Annotated in this window: 18 protein-coding genes; 3 read left to right on the top strand and 15 right to left on the bottom strand. The window is 61.9% G+C overall.

Annotated elements, in window-relative coordinates; genetic code table 11:
- Positions 1–124: 124 nt before the first annotated feature.
- Positions 125–844 carry a response regulator transcription factor CtrA gene (ctrA, locus tag RA20_RS20440; RefSeq protein ID WP_039133034.1) on the bottom strand — a complete coding sequence of 240 codons (720 nt, stop codon included), beginning with the start codon at positions 842–844 and terminating at the stop codon, positions 125–127.
- A gap of 117 nt (positions 845–961) precedes the next feature.
- On the bottom strand, positions 962–1,249 hold the full coding sequence (sciP, locus tag RA20_RS20435) for a CtrA inhibitor SciP (protein WP_039133032.1): 288 nt from the start codon (positions 1,247–1,249) through the stop codon (positions 962–964).
- 149 nt (positions 1,250–1,398) lie between these two features.
- On the opposite strand from sciP, the gene mnmA reads away from it, so the two are divergent.
- On the top strand, positions 1,399–2,544 hold the full coding sequence (gene mnmA / locus RA20_RS20430) for a tRNA 2-thiouridine(34) synthase MnmA (protein WP_039133030.1): 1,146 nt from the start codon (positions 1,399–1,401) through the stop codon (positions 2,542–2,544).
- Positions 2,545–2,818: 274 nt separating this feature from the next.
- Here the strand turns inward: mnmA and lpxB are convergent, their stop codons facing one another.
- From lpxB to frr, 12 genes are all read right to left on the bottom strand, one after another.
- Positions 2,819–3,985: a lipid-A-disaccharide synthase gene (lpxB, locus tag RA20_RS20425; RefSeq protein ID WP_039133027.1), complete on the bottom strand. Its 1,167-nt coding sequence runs from the start codon at positions 3,983–3,985 to the stop codon at positions 2,819–2,821.
- Complete coding sequence (locus tag RA20_RS20420) at positions 3,982–4,770, bottom strand: LpxI family protein (protein ID WP_039133024.1); 789 nt, start codon at positions 4,768–4,770, stop codon at positions 3,982–3,984. Before RA20_RS20420 ends, lpxB begins: the two co-directional genes overlap by 4 nt.
- A 4-nt stretch (positions 4,771–4,774) precedes the next feature.
- A complete protein-coding gene (gene lpxA / locus RA20_RS20415; protein WP_039133021.1) occupies positions 4,775–5,560 on the bottom strand; it encodes an acyl-ACP--UDP-N-acetylglucosamine O-acyltransferase in 786 nt (261 codons plus the stop codon).
- A 1-nt stretch (position 5,561) separates the two neighbouring features.
- A complete protein-coding gene (gene fabZ, locus RA20_RS20410; protein ID WP_039133019.1) occupies positions 5,562–6,032 on the bottom strand; it encodes a 3-hydroxyacyl-ACP dehydratase FabZ in 471 nt (156 codons plus the stop codon).
- A 76-nt stretch (positions 6,033–6,108) separates the two neighbouring features.
- Positions 6,109–6,645, bottom strand: coding sequence for an OmpH family outer membrane protein (locus tag RA20_RS20405; protein WP_039133117.1), 537 nt, complete (start codon positions 6,643–6,645; stop codon positions 6,109–6,111).
- Between the two features lie 82 nt (positions 6,646–6,727).
- Positions 6,728–9,181, bottom strand: coding sequence for an outer membrane protein assembly factor BamA (gene bamA, locus RA20_RS20400; protein WP_039133017.1), 2,454 nt, complete (start codon positions 9,179–9,181; stop codon positions 6,728–6,730).
- Between the two features lie 127 nt (positions 9,182–9,308).
- Positions 9,309–9,434, bottom strand: coding sequence for a hypothetical protein (locus RA20_RS26320; RefSeq protein ID WP_275041467.1), 126 nt, complete (start codon positions 9,432–9,434; stop codon positions 9,309–9,311).
- 142 nt (positions 9,435–9,576) lie between these two features.
- Complete coding sequence (rseP, locus tag RA20_RS20395) at positions 9,577–10,926, bottom strand: RIP metalloprotease RseP (protein WP_039133015.1); 1,350 nt, start codon at positions 10,924–10,926, stop codon at positions 9,577–9,579.
- Between the two features lie 4 nt (positions 10,927–10,930).
- Positions 10,931–12,103, bottom strand: a complete 1,173-nt coding sequence (dxr, locus tag RA20_RS20390) for a 1-deoxy-D-xylulose-5-phosphate reductoisomerase (RefSeq protein WP_039133013.1) — start codon at positions 12,101–12,103, stop codon at positions 10,931–10,933.
- A gap of 16 nt (positions 12,104–12,119) precedes the next feature.
- Positions 12,120–12,896 (bottom strand): phosphatidate cytidylyltransferase, encoded by a 777-nt coding sequence (locus RA20_RS20385; RefSeq protein ID WP_039133011.1) that lies wholly within the window; start codon positions 12,894–12,896, stop codon positions 12,120–12,122.
- Positions 12,893–13,651: an isoprenyl transferase gene (locus RA20_RS20380; protein ID WP_039133009.1), complete on the bottom strand. Its 759-nt coding sequence runs from the start codon at positions 13,649–13,651 to the stop codon at positions 12,893–12,895. The genes RA20_RS20385 and RA20_RS20380 overlap by 4 nt, the downstream gene beginning before the upstream one ends.
- Positions 13,652–13,660: 9 nt before the next feature.
- Positions 13,661–14,224: a ribosome recycling factor gene (frr, locus tag RA20_RS20375; protein WP_039133006.1), complete on the bottom strand. Its 564-nt coding sequence runs from the start codon at positions 14,222–14,224 to the stop codon at positions 13,661–13,663.
- A 259-nt stretch (positions 14,225–14,483) separates the two neighbouring features.
- Here frr and RA20_RS20370 point away from each other — a divergent pair, with 259 nt between their 5' ends.
- Positions 14,484–15,128, top strand: a complete 645-nt coding sequence (locus tag RA20_RS20370; RefSeq protein ID WP_039133002.1) for a hypothetical protein — start codon at positions 14,484–14,486, stop codon at positions 15,126–15,128.
- A 111-nt stretch (positions 15,129–15,239) separates the two neighbouring features.
- Here the strand turns inward: RA20_RS20370 and pyrH are convergent, their stop codons facing one another.
- Complete coding sequence (gene pyrH / locus RA20_RS20365) at positions 15,240–15,989, bottom strand: UMP kinase (RefSeq protein ID WP_039132999.1); 750 nt, start codon at positions 15,987–15,989, stop codon at positions 15,240–15,242.
- 128 nt (positions 15,990–16,117) lie between these two features.
- On the opposite strand from pyrH, the gene RA20_RS20360 reads away from it, so the two are divergent.
- Positions 16,118–16,459 (top strand): isopentenyl transferase family protein (locus RA20_RS20360; RefSeq protein WP_039132996.1); only part of this gene is annotated, 342 nt, incomplete at its 3' end.

The following is a 16,459-nucleotide window of genomic DNA, read 5'->3' as shown; positions in this document are numbered from 1 at the left end:
GCCGCGTCCAGCGCATCCGGCGGCCCATCGGCGCAGGGGTCCCGGAAAGCAAAAAGACCCGCCTGCCGGCAGGTCCTTGCAACCGGCGGCACATGCGTCATGTGCCGCCCAGGTCCTCGCCCTTTCAGGCGCCAACCGCCATCCGGTGATCGCCGGACATGTGGTCCTCCTGCGGATCACGAAGCACATAGCCGCGGCCCCAGACAGTTTCGATATAGTTTTCGCCGCCCGTTGCATTGCTCAGCTTCTTGCGCAACTTGCAGATGAAAACGTCAATGATCTTCAGTTCCGGCTCATCCATGCCGCCATAGAGGTGGTTAAGGAACATCTCCTTGGTGAGCGTGGTGCCCTTGCGCAGGGACAGAAGCTCCAGCATCTGGTATTCCTTGCCGGTCAGATGAACTGCCTTGCCGTCAGCCTCAACCGTTTTGGCATCCAGGTTGACCGAGATCTTGCCGGTCTTGATGATCGACTGCGAATGGCCTTTGGAGCGGCGGATGATCGCGTGGATCCGCGCCACCAGTTCCTCCCGATGGAAGGGCTTGGTCAGATAGTCATCCGCGCCAAAGCCGAACCCCTTGATTTTATTGTCGGTATCATCAGCACCGGACAGGATCAGAATGGGGGTTTCGATGCGGGACATGCGCAGCTGGCGCAGCACCTCATGGCCGTTCATATCGGGCAGCCCCAGATCCAGCAGGATCAGGTCGTAATCATAAAGTTTCGCCAGATCGATGCCTTCCTCGCCCAGATCCGTCGAGTAGACGTTCAGGTTGGCATGGGTCAGCATCAGCTCGATGCTCTTCGCTGTGGTCGGGTCATCCTCAACCAGAAGAATGCGCATATTATTTTCTCCGCCTGTACACTGTTTCCCTCAGGTCGCGTTAACCTTGGTGGAAAAAAGTTAATGCCTCGTTACCATGATGGTTAATTTACGAATGCAACTCAAGGGCGGCGAAAATTAATTTCCGTCCGGGTTGCGGAATTTCTTGAGCCGGGTGGTCTTCAAGGCCTCCTCGCCATGGTCGGCAACCGCCGCAACCCAGCTGCGGAATTCCTCTTCACTCAACCCGTAGCGGCGCATTGCCTCCTTCTGCGGCAGCAGCCCGTAGAGCACGCCGCGCACCACCGCCGCCTTGCGCGAGGCCACCCAGCGCCTGGTGGTTTCCGGCGGCAGGTCTGCCCGGGTCATAATGGTGCCGTCCGGCAGGGTGACCGCGCGCGGCCCGTCGACTTTCTTCAAAAACATTCGTCTTCCCTCTCGAAGATCTTTTTCGTTGGGGTCGGCAAAAGAATTTCCGATCAGGCTTAACGGCGCGTGAACCACGCCCCTTGAGAGTCGTTAGGATTTTCCTATATTCTGCGGCGCCTGCCCCCTTGCCTTTAGGAGCTGCCCCCATGGCGCTGGATCACGACTCGAACCTGAACTCGCTCGGCTTTGCCAAACCGCCCTCGGAGACCCGGGTTGTGGTGGCCATGTCCGGCGGCGTCGACAGCTCTGTTGTTGCTGCATATTTGGCCGATCAGGGCTATGACGTGGTTGGTGTGACGCTGCAGCTTTACGACCACGGCGCGGCGCTAGCGAAAAAAGGCGCCTGCTGTGCGGGCATTGATATCCACGATGCGCGCCGTGTGGCGGAGGAGCGCGGCTTCCCGCATTACGTTCTGGATTATGAGAACATTTTTAAAGATGCGGTGATTGACGAGTTCGCCGACAGCTATCTGGCCGGCGCAACCCCGGTTCCCTGCATCCGCTGCAACGAGCGGGTAAAGTTCAAGGACCTCCTGGAAACTGCCAAGGATCTGGAGGCCGACTGCATGGCCACCGGCCATTACATCCAGCGCAAGATGGGCGCGCACGGGCCGGAACTGCACTCAGCTGAGGATGCAAACCGCGACCAGAGCTATTTCCTGTTCTCCACCACGCCTGAGCAGCTGGACTACCTGCGCTTCCCGCTGGGGCATCTGCCCTCCAAGGACGCCACCCGCGAAATGGCGGCGCAATATGGGCTGGCCGTGGCCGATAAGCCCGACAGCCAGGACATCTGCTTTGTGCCCAACGGCAACTACGCTTCCGTGATCGAGAAACTGCGCCCCGGCGCGGCTGAACCCGGCGAGATCGTGCATGACGACGGCCGGGTGCTGGGCAGCCACGAGGGGGTGATTCACTACACCATCGGCCAGCGCCGCGGCCTGGGCATCGGCGGCCTGTCGGAACCGCTCTATGTGGTCCGCCTCGATGTGGACAAGAAACAGGTTGTCGTTGGCCCCAAGGAACTGCTGGCCACCCGCACCATCCCGGTGCGCGAGATCAACTGGCTGGGCGATGAGCCCTTCACCTCACGCAAGGAGTGGCACCTGAAGGTCAAGGTCCGCTCCACCCGCCCCCCGCGCGAGGCCATCATCCGGCCGCTGACGGACACCACAGCCGAGGTTGAGCTGCTGACGCCTGAGGAAGGGGTCTCCCCCGGCCAGGCCTGCGTGTTCTACGCGCCTGAGGGCAGCCGCATCTTCGGCGGCGGCTGGATCTGGCGCGGCTACTGAGGCGCAGAACATCCGCGGCACCGGGTCAAGGGAGGCGCAGCCTCCGCGCGGCACGCGCGGCTTGCCCTTGACGCGGAAAACCAGTTCAAAATCGAAAATGCGCCTCAAGGGCAGACCTGCCCTTAGGCGCTTCTCAGCAAAACACTTTCTCCCGGATCATCTTGTCCTGGTGCCCATGTTCCGCGCAGCTGTTGCGGCAGGCCCGCGCGGGCGCAAAGCGCCCGCGCCACCAGAATCTGCGCAGTGAAAGCTCCGCTTTTGCTGCGCCTCTGCGCTACTTAACGGGCAGCCTCTCGAGAACCGCGCGGGCCGCCCGCAGCCCCGGCGCTTCACCGCCGAGCCCCAAACGCTCCATGGTCAGCGCCATCGCCTCGCGCTGCGCATGCGGCTCAGCCGCCAGCTTCTCCAGCTCCGCTGCAATGGCCTGTGGCGTGCAGTCCGGCCCCAAACACTCAGGGACCACGCGGGTATCGCTGACCAGATTGACCAGCGTCACCGTATCGATCAGCGCCATGCGCTTCATGATCTGCCAGGTCAGCCACTGGAATTTGTAAGCGACCACCATTGGTGTGGCTGATGCTGCCAGTTCCAGCGACACGGTACCGGAGGCCGCCAACGCCAATTCCGCGCCGGCAAAGGCCGCGCGTTTATGCGCCTTGGCGGTGGAGGGATCAAACAGGCCGGGGTCCACCAGCACCGTTCCCTCCGGCCAGCCCCTCAAGGCCTCCCGGACCAATGGCGCAACCGGCGCAGCTGCCGGCACCACAATCCGGTACTGCGGGTGAGCTATTGAGAACCCGGCCAAAGCCCCGCCGAACTCCGGCGCCAACCGGGAGACTTCCGAACGCCGGGAGCCGGGCAGCGCCAGCACAAACGGTGCATCACTCAGAGCGAACGCCTCCCGGAAGGCAGCGATCTCTGCTTCCGTAGCCCGCGGCTCAGCCACCACCGGATGGCCGACAAAATCGCAGTCCATTCCAGCCGCTTCCATATAGGGCGGCTCAAACGGCAGCAGTGCCAACACATGGTCAATGACTTCCGCCATCTTTGCCGCCCGCTTGGGCCGCCAGGCCCAGACCGACGGCGCCACGTAATGCACGGTACGGATATCGCTTTGCTCTTTGACCAGCCGCGCCACCCGCAGAGAGAAATCCGGGCTGTCGATGGTGATCAGCACATCAGGCTTGGTTTCCAGTACCGCTTCAGCGGTCTCACGGATCCGGCGTTTCAGGTGGCGGTACTTTGGCAGCACCTCAGCCAGCCCCATCACCGACAGTTCATCCATCGGAAAGCGCGAGACCAGCCCCTGCTCCGCCATCAGCGCACCGCCGATACCATCAAAACGGACACTGGGTTCCAGCTGCTTCAGCCCCGCCATCAAAGCCCCGCCCAGCCGGTCGCCCGAAGGCTCGCCAGCCAGGATAAAGACCCTAAGGCTCATGCCGGGCGCAACCACAAGAACAAGCCGAGCCGGTCGCAAGCCGCGATCACCGCCTCTTGGTCCAGCACGATCACCCCGCCTGCCTCCAGCACGATGCCAGAAAGCCCTGCTGCAGCAGCAGATTCAACTGTCCCAACGCCGATTGTTGGCAGATCGGCGCGGCGGTCCTGGGAGGGTTTCGGCGCCTTGAACAGGAGGCCGCCCTGCCCGTCCGGACGCTGTTGCAGCGCATTCAGCATCCAGTCGGTTCCAAAGAGATTTTCCACCGCAATCGCCTGCCGTCCGCGCACCGCACAGGACTGGCCGATATCGGCAGCAGACATCGCCGAAACGATCTCCGCCCCGCGGACGGCATCCGCCTTGTCCAGCTCGCCCGGCTGCACCTTGGTCGGCACTCCCTCGGCCATCAGCAGATCCGGCGCAACCTCATGGGCGGCACGCACCGCAAAACCCGCTTGTTCGAAAATGCCGATAATTGCCCGCAAGGCGCCGTCATCACCAGCAGCCAGCGCGCCTTGCAGCACCGGAACCAGCGGCATGGTGGCTGCGTCGATGGCGGAGGGATCGATGTTCGGGCGGCGCACAGCGCCTGCCATGCAGATCTCAGTGACCTCAGCCGCCTTCAGACGCTCCAGAAAGGTGCCAAGCTGTTCAAAGCGGAAGGTGATCTCGGGATCCACCAGATCCGGCTCGGACCCTGCCATCGCACAGATCAGCGGACGGCCCGGAGCCCGCGCCGCCACTTCCCCCGGCAGCGCGCCGGTGCCTGCAATCACTGCCAGCATCGGATCAGCCTCCAGGTGTCAGGAAAGAGCGGTCGCTTTCACCAGTGATGAAGGCAACGATCTCCTGCACATAAGCGCTGTCGGTTTCATCCCCCAGACGCTTGGCGCGTTCCTGAAAGGTCCCCTCGCCCTGGGCCAGCATCTGGAACGCCGCCCGCAAAGCGGTGATGTCGCTGCGGGCAACGCCGCGGCGCTTGAGGCCGACCAGATTGAGCCCGTCCAGCTCGCCCCTTTGCGCCTGCACCAGGCCGTAGGGGATCACATCATTGGTCACCATGGTGACCGCGCCGATGATGGCACCCTTGCCGATGCGCACCCACTGGTGGATGCCGGACAAGCCGCCGATGATCACGTCGTCTTCCAGCACGCAATGCCCCGCCACGGCGGCAGAATTCACCACAATCACCCGGTCGCCGACCTGCGCGTCATGGGCGATATGGCAGCCCGCCATGAACAATCCGTCATCGCCGATGCGGGTCACGCCGCCGCCGCCCTCGGTTCCGGCATTCACCGTCACATGCTCGCGGATGCGGTTGCGCTTGCCGATCACGGTCTTGCACTTCTCGCCCTTGAACTTCAGGTCCTGCGGAATCTCTCCCAGCACCGCAAAGGGGAAAACCACGGTTTCGTCGCCGATCTCGGTATCACCGGTGACAACCACATGGGACTTCAAAACAACACGGTCCCCCAGCACCGCATCGGCACCAACCACGCAGAACGGGCCGATTTCGCAGTCCTGCCCAAGCTTGGCGCCTTTTTCGATGACTGCACTGGGGTGGATGCCGCTCATGTCAGCCGTCCTCGCTTTGCCGGTCGACCATGGCCGTGAATTCAGCTTCAGCAGCGACTTCACCGTCAACGGTTGCACGGCCGAGGAACTTGAAGATTTTGCCGCCCGGCTTGCCGCGCAGGGTTTCCACATGCATTTCCAGCACATCGCCCGGCACCACCTTGCGGCGGAATTTGCACTTGTCGATGTTCATGAAATAGATCAGCAGATCGGTGTCGACCATATCCATGCCGACGCCCAGCATCACACCCGCGGTCTGCGCCATTGCCTCAACAATGGTGACGCCCGGCATAATCGGCGTGCCCGGGAAATGGCCCTGGAAATGCGGCTCGTTCATGGTGACATTCTTGATGCCGCGGGCCGACTTGTAGCTGTCGATATCGACCACCTTGTCGACCAGCAGGAACGGGTAGCGGTGCGGCAGGATCCGCTGGATCAGTTGAATATCAGCGCTTTGCAGCTCGGTGGTCATGCTTGGTTTCCCATTTTCGTCAAATGTGTCGCGCCGTCCCTAGCAAGCAGGCGGCTTTTGGGCAAGTTTGCCCTGCTCAGGGCTCGCCGTCTTCGTCCTGTGCACCGTCGCCCAGAACCTCGTCAATCCGGGTGATGGCCAGGCTGGTGATGTCAGCCGCGTCGGCGCTCAGAAACACCGAGGAATGGTCCAGAATCGCCCCGGCGCCGGTCTCGCGCATGATCTGCTGCAGAACCGGCAGCGACGCCGAGATGAACTCACGCCGGGCTTCCTCGCCCAGCTGGTTGATTTCACGCAGTTTCTGATCCTGGCGGCGGCGGGTTTCCTGAACCTTCTGGTCAAAGGCATCTGCCAGCGCGCGGAACGCGTCCGGCTCCATTTCGCTTCGCCGCCCGGTCAGTTCCAGTTCCTCGGCACGCAGTTCTGCCTCAATGCGGCGGTTTTCCGCCGTCAGGACTGCACCCTCAGCTTCAATCTCCTGCTCAACCCGCTGGCCAAAGGCGCTCTCGGAGAACAGCCGCTCGGGCTGGATGGTCAGGATTCCGCTTTGCGGCAGCCCCAAAGGAAACTCACTGCCCGCCAGTGCAGAGGGCGCCAGCGCCTGCTGAGCCAGTGCAGGGGCCGCACCCGACCAGGCAAATGCTGCGGCAAAACCGCAGGCTGCCCAAGTGCAGTATGCCCCGCCTCGCACCAGATCAGAACCTCGCCTGCAAGGTCAGGTCGAAACTCTGCTCCCGGTCAAAGTCTTCCTTCTGGATCGCCCTGGAAAAATTGAACCGGAGCGGGCCGATGCCCGTGGTCCATAGCAGCGACACGCCGATCACCTGACGAAGCGAACTGTCGGCGCCTCGGATATCAGTCGACCCGCTGGTGTCGACGTTCCCCAACCCCCACAGGCTGCCAACGTCATAGAACACGCCGCCGCGCATCCCCAGTTCTTCAGGCAGTCCCAAGGGGAATTCGGCATCCAGGCGGGCCACTGCAAAGTAGTTGCCGCCGAGGAAGTCGTCGTAGTTTCCGAAAGTCGCGTCGCTGGGGTCCCGTGCCGACATGTCGCGCGGACCGATACCACCAGGCTCGAACCCTCGGATGATCGACGGAGACAGGACGAAGCGGTCAACCGACCGGCTGAAGCCATTCCCTTGCCAGCTGAAGGCACCGCCTTCAAACGTGGCCCGCAGCGTGACCTCTTCGTTCAGGATCCTCTTCTGGGCTACAAACTTTGCGTTGGCCTTGAAGTACTCGTTGTCCCCGCCCAGACCGGCGTATACGCCGCCGACTTCGACCAGGAATCCGGCATTCGGGTCCAGGCCGGAAATACGGCTGTCATAGGTATAAGACAGCCCGATGCTGCTGGTTGACCGCTCTCCCTGAGCAATTTCGCTGCTGACAACAGGACCTGCCGAAGGAAAGGACACAGTCGTCGTGTCGTCCGGATCGGGTGTCGAAGGGTCGTCGACCTCGAAGCTAATTGGATCACGGGCGATCATCTCAGAGTTCTCCCAGGTGTACCTGACACGCACCCTGGAGCGTTCGCCTGTGCTAAAAGTCAGCGCCGGCTGGAAAAAGACACGTTTGGTGTCATATTCTGAGAAACTGGAGTCGGTCTCGTTCAGCCCTAGGTCCAGATCAAACCGCAATTCACGCCCCAGCAGAAACGGTTCGGAAAAACCTAGAACATAGGAATCGGTCTCGGTCGCAGTTGCCAGCTGGAACGACAACCGCTGGCCGCGGCCCAGGAAGTTGTTCTCGGACAAGCCGATGTTCACTCCGAAACCATTCTCGACAGAATAGGCACCACCAAGGTTCAACGAACCCGTCGGCTGCTCTTCCACATCGACATCGACAATAACCTGAGCACCGGAGCTGCCCTCACGGGTTTCGACATCCGCATTTGAAAAGAACCCCAGAGCCCGGATTCGTTCGGCGCTGTTGCGGATCGAGCGCGGGTTGAACGGGTCGCCTTCCACTGAACGGAACTGCTGCCGGATCACCCGGTCCAGAGTGGTGGTGTTGCCTTCGATATCAATCCGTTCGACAAACACCCGCGGGCCGCGGCGCAGCACAAACTCGACATCCAAAGTCAGGTCCCGGTCATTGCGGGTGACACGCGGCTCAACACGCAGAAAATCGATCTCGTTCTTGACCGCCAGCCCCTCCATGCGGTCGATCGCATTCTCCACCAGCGACGGCGAATACACCACCCCCGGCTTGATCTTCAGAGTTGACTGGAACTGATCTGCATCCGCTTCGGGCATCTCACTGGTGACGGAGATATTGCCAAACCGGAACTGCTGCCCCTCGGTCACGTCAACTACCAGGAACACCGCATCCCGCTCGCGGGTGACTTCGGCGTTTGAACTGTTGACCCGGAAATCGACATAGCCGCGCGAAAGATAGAAATCGCGCAGCACCTGCTTGTCGAACTCCAGCCGGTCTTCGATCAGCGTGTCGGAATTGATGAAGGCGCGCAGCAAGCCCGCCTGTTTGGTCTCCAGCACCCGGCGAAGACGGCGGTCGGAATAGACCCGGTTGCCGGTAAACGAAACGCGCTCCACTTCGACGGTATCGCCTTCGGAGATTTCGAACACCAGGTCGACCCGGTTGTTGCTGCGGCGGATGATCCGCGGGGTCACGCGCGACGCCAAGCGGCCTTGCACGCTGTAGGCCTCGGCGATCAGGGCGGCATCGCGTTCTGCCTGCGACGGGCTGAAGACCCGGCGCGGCGCCGATTCAATAATCTGCCCCAGCGTGTCGTCCTTAAGACGCCGGTTGCCCTCGAAACTGATCTGATTGATGGTCGGGAACTCGGTGACCTTGATCACCAGGGTATTGCCGCGGGGCACCAGCTCCACTGTTTCAAATACGCCACTGTCAAGAATGCGCTGGTAGGCGTCATTCAGCTCGCCCGCGCTGACAGCCTGGCCGCGTTCGATTCCTGTGTAGGCAACAACCGTGGACGTCTGGATCCGCTGATTGCCCTCGACCTGAACCGAATTGAAGCGGAAGCTTTGCGCCTCCGCCGGAAGCGGAGACAATGCGTATCCCAGCGCAACTGCCAGAGAAATGGCAGAAACTTTCCGGTACAAGATGTTGATGCCCGACTTGCGCTCACCACAGGACTTGCCTGCGACTTTCCCCCAAACCATTTTTTCAGAACCCGATTATTATAGCAGCTTTGGCACGTGCGTACCGGGTTTGAAAGCGCTTGTCAAAACCAACAAAACGCATTTGGCCGGCATCCGGCGCGGCAGGCGCCCGTGCCGGATGCGGGAATCACAATGTGGCGAGCCAGGCACCTGCTGTCAGCGCGCCCAGGATGGTAAAACCGGCCAGAGCACGGTCCCAGTTCAGCCGCATCAAAAGGCCAAGGCCGCGGTAGGAATGCGTGAGTGTTTGCATCGGTCGTTCCCCAGAGTTCACCCGTCACCCAAGGAAGCGCAGCCCTGCGCGTCCTGCGGATTGATAAAAGGTTAACCGGGGAATGTGGCAGCAGTTGGGCGGCACTATGGCCGCCCCAATTCACCGCGCCAGCACAGAAAGCCTAGCAGAACAAATCATTGCCAAGCGCAAACACCATCAGCGACAGCACGATGGCGATGCCCAAGGACATCAGCACCCGTACAGCCCGGTCGCTGGGCGGGCGGCCCGTAACCGCTTCGTACGCGTAGAACATCAGATGGCCGCCATCCAAAGCCGGCACCGGAAACAGGTTCAAAAGGCCAACGGCAGTCGACAGCACGGCAATAAAGCGGATAAAGCTCTCTGCCCCCTGGCTCGCCATCGCTCCGGAAGTTTCTGCGATGCCAATCGGCCCGGACAGATTGCAGGTGCTGATCGCGCCAGTGATCATGTGCTTGAGGCCCGACAAAGAGGTCTCCACGACTGCCCAGACCTGATAGGAGCCGACCGCCAGAGATTCACCGAAACCCGCCGAATCTGTGGCCGGCTCAAAGGCCATTCCCCCAATGATCCCAATCCGCCAATGGGTTGCAAAGCTGCCGTCCGGCTGCGGCTCATCGGTGCGCCGCGGCGCCAGCGCCATCTCTACCTGCTGGCCATCGCGCCAGACATCCAGCACCAGCACCTTGCCATCGGCCGCTTCAACGTGCTGCTTGAGCTCGTCAAAGGACACGATCGGCGTGCCATCCACAGCCACAATCACATCGTCAGGTTTCAGACCGGCGTCTGACGCTGCGCTGCGGGGTGCCACGCCACGCACCAGAGGCGGATACAGGTACGGGCCCGAAGCGCTGACCTCCGCCCCGTTGCGCCGCACCAGATACTCCAGCGGCTGCTGCTGCGGAACCGCTGTGCGGAACGCATCCCAGGCATCTGTGTCCAGGAAGTTCGGAACCTCGACACCACCCGCGGTGATCAGCTCATCGCCTTCCTGCAGGCCGTTCTCGATCCCGGGCAGCGGCGCCAGGTTGCCGATGGTCAGCGGGTCGCGCATCACGCCTTGGGACAGGGCCACAGCGGTAAAGATCGCCGCCGACATCACAAAGTTGAACACCGGGCCCGCTGCAACGGTTGCTGAACGCGCCCAAAGCGGGGCGCCATGCATGGTCCGGCGCAGGGCCGCCGGATCACCGGCTGCGGCCTGCATCGCCTCGGAATCCTTGCCTGAAGCCGCGTCGGCATCGCCCAGGAATTTCACGTAGCCGCCAAAGGGCAGCGCTGCGATCTGCCAGCGGGTGCCGTGCTTGTCGACCCGGCTCCACAAAACCGGGCCGAAGCCGATCGAGAACACTTCAGCGTGAATGCCCGACCAGCGGCCAACGACGTAGTGACCGTATTCATGCACCGCCACGATCACCGACAAGGCAACGACAAAGCTGGCGATGGTATATAGAAAACCGCCAAACTGCGGGACAAAGGCAAGTGCGTCCAAAAATCTACCCTATGCGTTCTGCGGCAGCTTTTGCTGCCTGTTTGCGTGCGAGATGGTCAACCCGGGTCACGTTATCAAGTGTCATTGCGGCATCTATGAGGCCGCTTTCCGCCGCTAATCGCTCCAGCACCGTCTCGGTCACCGCTGCCATATCGGTAAACCGGATGCGGCCGGCGATAAACTCGTCCAGCGCCTGCTCTTTGGCGGCGTTGAAGGCTGCGCCCATCATACCGCCGCGCTCCATCACCTCATAGGCGAGGCGCAGCGCAGGGTAGCGGGCCAGATCCGGGGCACGGAAATTCAGCTGGCCGATGCGGGCCAGATCCAGCCGTTCGACCGGAAGGTGCTGGCGCTCGGGCCAATGCAGCGCATAGCCGATGGCGTGCCGCATGTCGGCCGCCCCCAGATGCGCCATGATCGCCCCATCATTAAAGCCCACCAGCGCATGGACCAGGGATTCGGGATGCACCAGAACCTCGATCTGCCCCGGCCGGACGCCGAAATATTCCCGCGTCTCAATCACTTCCAGCGCCTTGTTGAACATAGAGGCGCTGTCGATGGTGATCCGCTGCCCCATGTCCCAATTGGGATGCGAGGACGCCTGCGCCAGGGTGGCGTTCGGCAAGTCCTCCAGCGGCCAGTCGCGGAAGGCGCCGCCCGATGCGGTGATGATGATCCGCTCGACCGCGCTAATGTCTTCACCAACCAGCCCCTGGAACACCGCCGAATGCTCGCTGTCCACCGGCAGCAGCCGGGCACCGTGTTTCTCTGCCGTCTCAAGCAGCAGCTTGCCGGCGCATACCAGCGATTCCTTGTTTGCCAGTGCCAGCGTGGTGCCGTGCTTCAGCGCTTCCATGCCCGGCGCCAGCCCGGCCGCGCCAACGATGGCCGACATGATCCAATCCGCGGGCCGTGCCGCCGCCTCGACCAAAGCCGCCTGCCCCGCGGCGGCCTCAACGCCAGTACCTTCCAGCGCCGCCCGCAGATCCGGCAAGCGGTCCTCAAAAGCGGTGACGGCGATCTCCGCCCGCAGCGCAATGGCGTCCTCGGCCAGCCGGGCAATGTTGGCACCGCCTGTCAGCGCGACCACCTGATAGGCGTCCGGCGCGCGGCGGATCAGGTCGATGGTGTTCTGGCCAATCGACCCGGTGGCGCCGAAAATCGAGACTTTCCGCATGGTCTTTCCTGTCTGGTTAGCTCCAGATGAAGGTCACGGCCAGGAACATGGCCGCCGCGCCCAGCATCCCGTCGAACCGGTCGAACAGCCCGCCATGGCCGGGAATCAGCGCACTGGAATCCTTGACGCCCACCTTCCGCTTCAAGGCGCTTTCGGCCACATCACCGGCCTGGCTTGCCATCGACAGCAGCACCGACAGCACCACAATGCCATAGCCCAAACCAGCCTGCGCCGCAAAGATGGCGCCCACGATGGCAGCGGCCAGCCAGCCGGCCAAAGTGCCGCTCCAGGTTTTCTTGGGGCTGACCCGCGGCCAGAATTTCGGCCCGCCGATTGCCTTGCCCGCAAAATAGCCGGCCACATCGGTGGCGACCACAATGCCAATCAGCCACAGCATCCAGTCCAGGCCCAGCTGGCCGCGCAGCCAAATGAAGCCGAACCCGGCCAGCATCACCCATAGGGCAAAGCTGGTAAACGATTGCCGCTGTTCACGGATCTGATTGAAACCCGCTGCAACCGGCGCAGCCAGCACCGGCAAAACCCACAGAACCGGCAGCAAAGAGGCCAGCAGCACCGCTGCGGCGGAGATCGCCCCCAGCTGCAGCGCCGTGGCACCGCGCGCAGGCTGCAGCATCCGCACCAGTTCCCAAATCATGCCGCCGCAGCAAAGCGCAATCAGCACGTCAAAGACCAGCCCGCCGGCCCAGACAGCATATCCGCCCGCAGCCACCATCACGATTGCGGACAGAACCCGCGGCATCAGATCGGCCCAGCGGCCCTTGGCAGCACTCATATCTTGACCGCCCCGAACCGGCGGTCGCGGCGGCCGAAGCTGTTGCACAGCCGCGCCATTTCCTCGCTGGTGAAGTCCGGCCACAGCGTATCGATGAACTCATACTCGGCATAAGCCGACTGCCACAGCAGGAAGTTCGAGATCCGGGCCTCGCCGCTGGTGCGGATCACCAGATCCGGGTCCGGCAGTACATGGGTGTCCAGGTAGCGCGGCAGCGTTTCCTGATCGACATCCTCGGGGTTCAAGCGGCCCTCCGCCACATCCCGGGCCAGCCGCTTAGTGGCGCGCGCCACCTCGTCACGGCCGCCGTAGTTCAGCGCAATGGTCAGCTGGGTGCCGTCGTTGCCTTCGGTCTTGCGCTCCAGTTTGTCCATCAGGTCTTTGAGCTTGGTATCCAGCCGCACCCGGTCGCCGATAAAGCGCACCCGCACGTTCTTTTCCGCCAAAGCGTTCATTTCCTTGGAAATATAGCGGCGGAACAGGCTCATCAGACCCGCCACTTCGGTCTGGGTCCGTTTCCAGTTCTCGGTCGAGAAGGCAAAAATAGTCAGATATTGAACGCCCAAACCAGGGCAGCACTCGACAATCTCCCGCACCCGGCGCGCGCCGGCATGGTGGCCGAACAGCCGCGGCCGGCCGCGCGCCTGCGCCCAGCGGCCGTTTCCGTCCATGATGATCGCCACATGGCGCGGGCCCGGGCCTTCCGCCGGAGAAACTCCGGCGGCGCCCGTCTGCGGATTTACATCTCCAGGCATACTGCGCCGTCAGACCTGCATGATCTCGGCTTGCTTGGTCTCAAGCGCCTCATCCACGTGCTTGATCATCTGGTCGGTCAGCTCCTGCACCTCGGCCTCCCAGAATTTCTGATCGTCTTCCGACATGCCGTCGGCCTTGGCTTTCTTGATCTGGTCCATGCCGTCGCGGCGCACGTTGCGGATCGACACGCGGGCGTGCTCGGCATACTGGCCGGCAACCTTGCCCAGCTCGCGGCGGCGCTCTTCGTTCAGCTCCGGGATCGGCAGCATGATGATGGTGCCGTTGAGCTGCGGATTGATGCCCAGGCCGGATTCGCGGATCGCTTTTTCCACCTTGCCCACCAGCGACTTGTCCCAGACGTTGATGGTAACCATGCGCGGCTCCGGCACGTTCACGGTGCCCACCTGGTTGATCGGCGTCATCGAGCCGTAGGCATCCACCATCACCGGCTCCAGCATCGAAGCCGAGGCACGGCCCGTGCGCAGGGACGCAAATTCGGTGCGCAGGTTTGCCATCGCGCCTTCCATGCGGCGTTTCAGGTCGTCGGTATCCAGTTCGAAATCATCAGACATGCTGCTCTCTCCCCTTATCTGAGGCGGTCTTCCATTGGCTCATAAGCCATTGGAGGACCGATGTATAGGCGCCCCAGGCCGGGTATTCTCCTAACAGGAAGCAATTCCATCTGGTGCGTTCAAGAAAAGTCTATCCGAACACCTTGGCATCTGGAAATTCTTTCGTCGCAGTCACGCATTTGGAGGCGGCAGCAAACTTTCGCCGCAATTGTGACCTACCCAGAGCCGCACTACCTAAGGCCGATCAGGAGAACCCTTCATGGACGCAACGCAAATCCTGCTGAAAGTCTCGTCAGAAGTGATTGGAGCACCCGAAGAGGAACTGGAGATTGATACGCCTCTGCCGGAACTCGGATTCGACGATGATGACTACAGGGAGGTTTTTGCCAGGAGCGCAGAGGAATTTGGAACCGACATTGAAGCAATCATTAACTCTATGCCGGTTTACCGGTTCGGCAGGAATGACACCATTCTGGGAAGCCTGGAAAAGCTGGCGGCATTCAGTCCGCGCGCCCGGGACCTTCTTTCGAAACATACCACCTGCATTGAACTGGACACATTGCGCAGCATGGCACAGTCACTGGAAGCCGGCCGCTATGTGAAGAGCGGGATTCAGTCAGACCCGCTGCATGAGCCGGCCAGCAGAATTGCGGAACTCACTAAGGCAAGCCTGTTTTTGGCCGTGGCAACGGCATTGCCCGCACTGAATGCCTGGGGGCCCTGCAACCCGATTTGCAAAGACTGCTTTGCACCTGCCAGTGTCAAATTTGCGGAGATTGCAGTCTATTCTTATCCGGCTGCACTTTTCTTGATGAGCCTTGCCTACATACCAGGTCTGATCGAGCTTTTTGATGACAGGCAAAAACAGCGCGCACGGGACCAACGGGCAGAAACCAGGCGGTGACCGGCACAACGCTCCCGTTTCCTGTTTACTGAAAACGAAACACGCCGCTGGCAAACCAGCGGCGCAAATCAGTTTGGGCAAACGGCCATGAACCGCTTGCGAGCGTAAGCTTCAGCCCTGAATCTTGGTGTAAGTCCCCTCACCCGCCAGGATGCCGCGGAAGCCGCCGGGCTCATCCAGCGGGAACACGATCAGCGGCAGGTTGTTATCGCGGGCCAGCGCAATTGCCGAGGCATCCATCACCTTCAGGCGCTTGGCAAAGACCTCGTCATAGCTGATTTCATCGTAGCGCACGGCGTCGTCATGCAGCGCCGGGTCCTTGTCATAGACGCCATCGACGCCGTTCTTGCCCATGAAGATCGCCTCGCAGGCCATTTCGTTGGCGCGCAGGGTCGCGGCGGTATCAGTGGTGAAATAGGGGTTGCCGGTGCCCGCCGCAAAGATGCAGACCCGTTTTTTCTCCAGGTGGCGCACGGCGCGGCGGCGGATGTAGGGCTCTGCCACCTCATCCATGCGGATCGCCGAGATCACCCGGGTAAAGACGCCCAAGCCTTCCAGCGCCGACTGCATCGCCAGCGCGTTCATCACTGTGGCCATCATGCCCATGTAGTCGGCGGTGGTGCGCTCCATCCCCTGGGCCGAGCCCGACAGGCCGCGGAAGATGTTGCCGCCGCCGATCACCATGCAGATCTCGACGCCCATCTCCTGGACCGATTTCACTTCTTTTGCGATGCGCTGCACGGTCGGCGGATGCAGGCCGAACCCCTGATCGCCCATCAATGCCTCGCCCGAAATTTTCAGCATGACGCGTTTATAGGCGGCGGCCGGATCCAGTTCCGGCTTGTCTTGCGGTTGAGGCATGTTGCGCTCCAGAAGATGTGAGGGTTATTTTGCGCGCAAAATGGAGTAAATCGCTGCCGGTTTCAATCCGCGCAGCGCGGTTTCCGCGCAGAATTGCGGAACTGGACTTAATCACGGACCCTGCCGCAATGAACCTGCCTGAAATCGACCCGGACCTGCCTGTGCTGATTGCAGGCCCCACCGCCTCGGGCAAGTCGGCGCTGGCGCTGGACATTGCAGCACGCCAGGGCGGCGTCATCGTCAATGCCGACGCCAGCCAGGTTTACGATTGCTGGCGGGTGATCACTGCCCGCCCCTCGCCTGAGGAAGAAGCGCTGGCGCCGCATGCGCTTTACGGCCATCAGCCTTTTGATGCGGAGTATTCTGCCGGCCACTGGCTGCGCGAGGCGCTGCCGCTGCTGAAGGGCCCTGAGCGGCTGATCATCGTTGGCGGCACCGGCCTGTATTTTACCGCCCTGACAGAAGGCATG

It is taken from the genome of Leisingera sp. ANG-Vp (assembly GCF_000813725.1).
In the GTDB taxonomy this organism is placed as follows: domain Bacteria; phylum Pseudomonadota; class Alphaproteobacteria; order Rhodobacterales; family Rhodobacteraceae; genus Leisingera.
The sequence above is the reverse complement of the archived record's forward strand: the minus strand, read 5'-3'. Positions and strand labels throughout refer to the sequence as shown.

Bases quoted from the DNA above. Each gene is read 5' to 3' on its own strand.
- ctrA (WP_039133034.1), bottom strand. From the start codon at position 844: ATGCGCATTCTTCTGGTTGAGGATGACCCGACCACAGCGAAGAGCATC.
- sciP (WP_039133032.1), bottom strand. From the start codon at position 1,249: ATGTTTTTGAAGAAAGTCGACGGGCCGCGCGCGGTCACCCTGCCGGAC.
- mnmA (WP_039133030.1), top strand. From the start codon at position 1,399: ATGGCGCTGGATCACGACTCGAACCTGAACTCGCTCGGCTTTGCCAAA.
- lpxB (WP_039133027.1), bottom strand. From the start codon at position 3,985: ATGAGCCTTAGGGTCTTTATCCTGGCTGGCGAGCCTTCGGGCGACCGG.
- RA20_RS20420 (WP_039133024.1), bottom strand. From the start codon at position 4,770: ATGCTGGCAGTGATTGCAGGCACCGGCGCGCTGCCGGGGGAAGTGGCG.
- lpxA (WP_039133021.1), bottom strand. From the start codon at position 5,560: ATGAGCGGCATCCACCCCAGTGCAGTCATCGAAAAAGGCGCCAAGCTT.
- fabZ (WP_039133019.1), bottom strand. From the start codon at position 6,032: ATGACCACCGAGCTGCAAAGCGCTGATATTCAACTGATCCAGCGGATC.
- bamA (WP_039133017.1), bottom strand. From the start codon at position 9,181: ATGGTTTGGGGGAAAGTCGCAGGCAAGTCCTGTGGTGAGCGCAAGTCG.
- RA20_RS26320 (WP_275041467.1), bottom strand. From the start codon at position 9,434: ATGCAAACACTCACGCATTCCTACCGCGGCCTTGGCCTTTTGATGCGG.
- dxr (WP_039133013.1), bottom strand. From the start codon at position 12,103: ATGCGGAAAGTCTCGATTTTCGGCGCCACCGGGTCGATTGGCCAGAAC.
- RA20_RS20385 (WP_039133011.1), bottom strand. From the start codon at position 12,896: ATGAGTGCTGCCAAGGGCCGCTGGGCCGATCTGATGCCGCGGGTTCTG.
- RA20_RS20380 (WP_039133009.1), bottom strand. From the start codon at position 13,651: ATGCCTGGAGATGTAAATCCGCAGACGGGCGCCGCCGGAGTTTCTCCG.
- frr (WP_039133006.1), bottom strand. From the start codon at position 14,224: ATGTCTGATGATTTCGAACTGGATACCGACGACCTGAAACGCCGCATG.
- RA20_RS20370 (WP_039133002.1), top strand. From the start codon at position 14,484: ATGGACGCAACGCAAATCCTGCTGAAAGTCTCGTCAGAAGTGATTGGA.
- pyrH (WP_039132999.1), bottom strand. From the start codon at position 15,989: ATGCCTCAACCGCAAGACAAGCCGGAACTGGATCCGGCCGCCGCCTAT.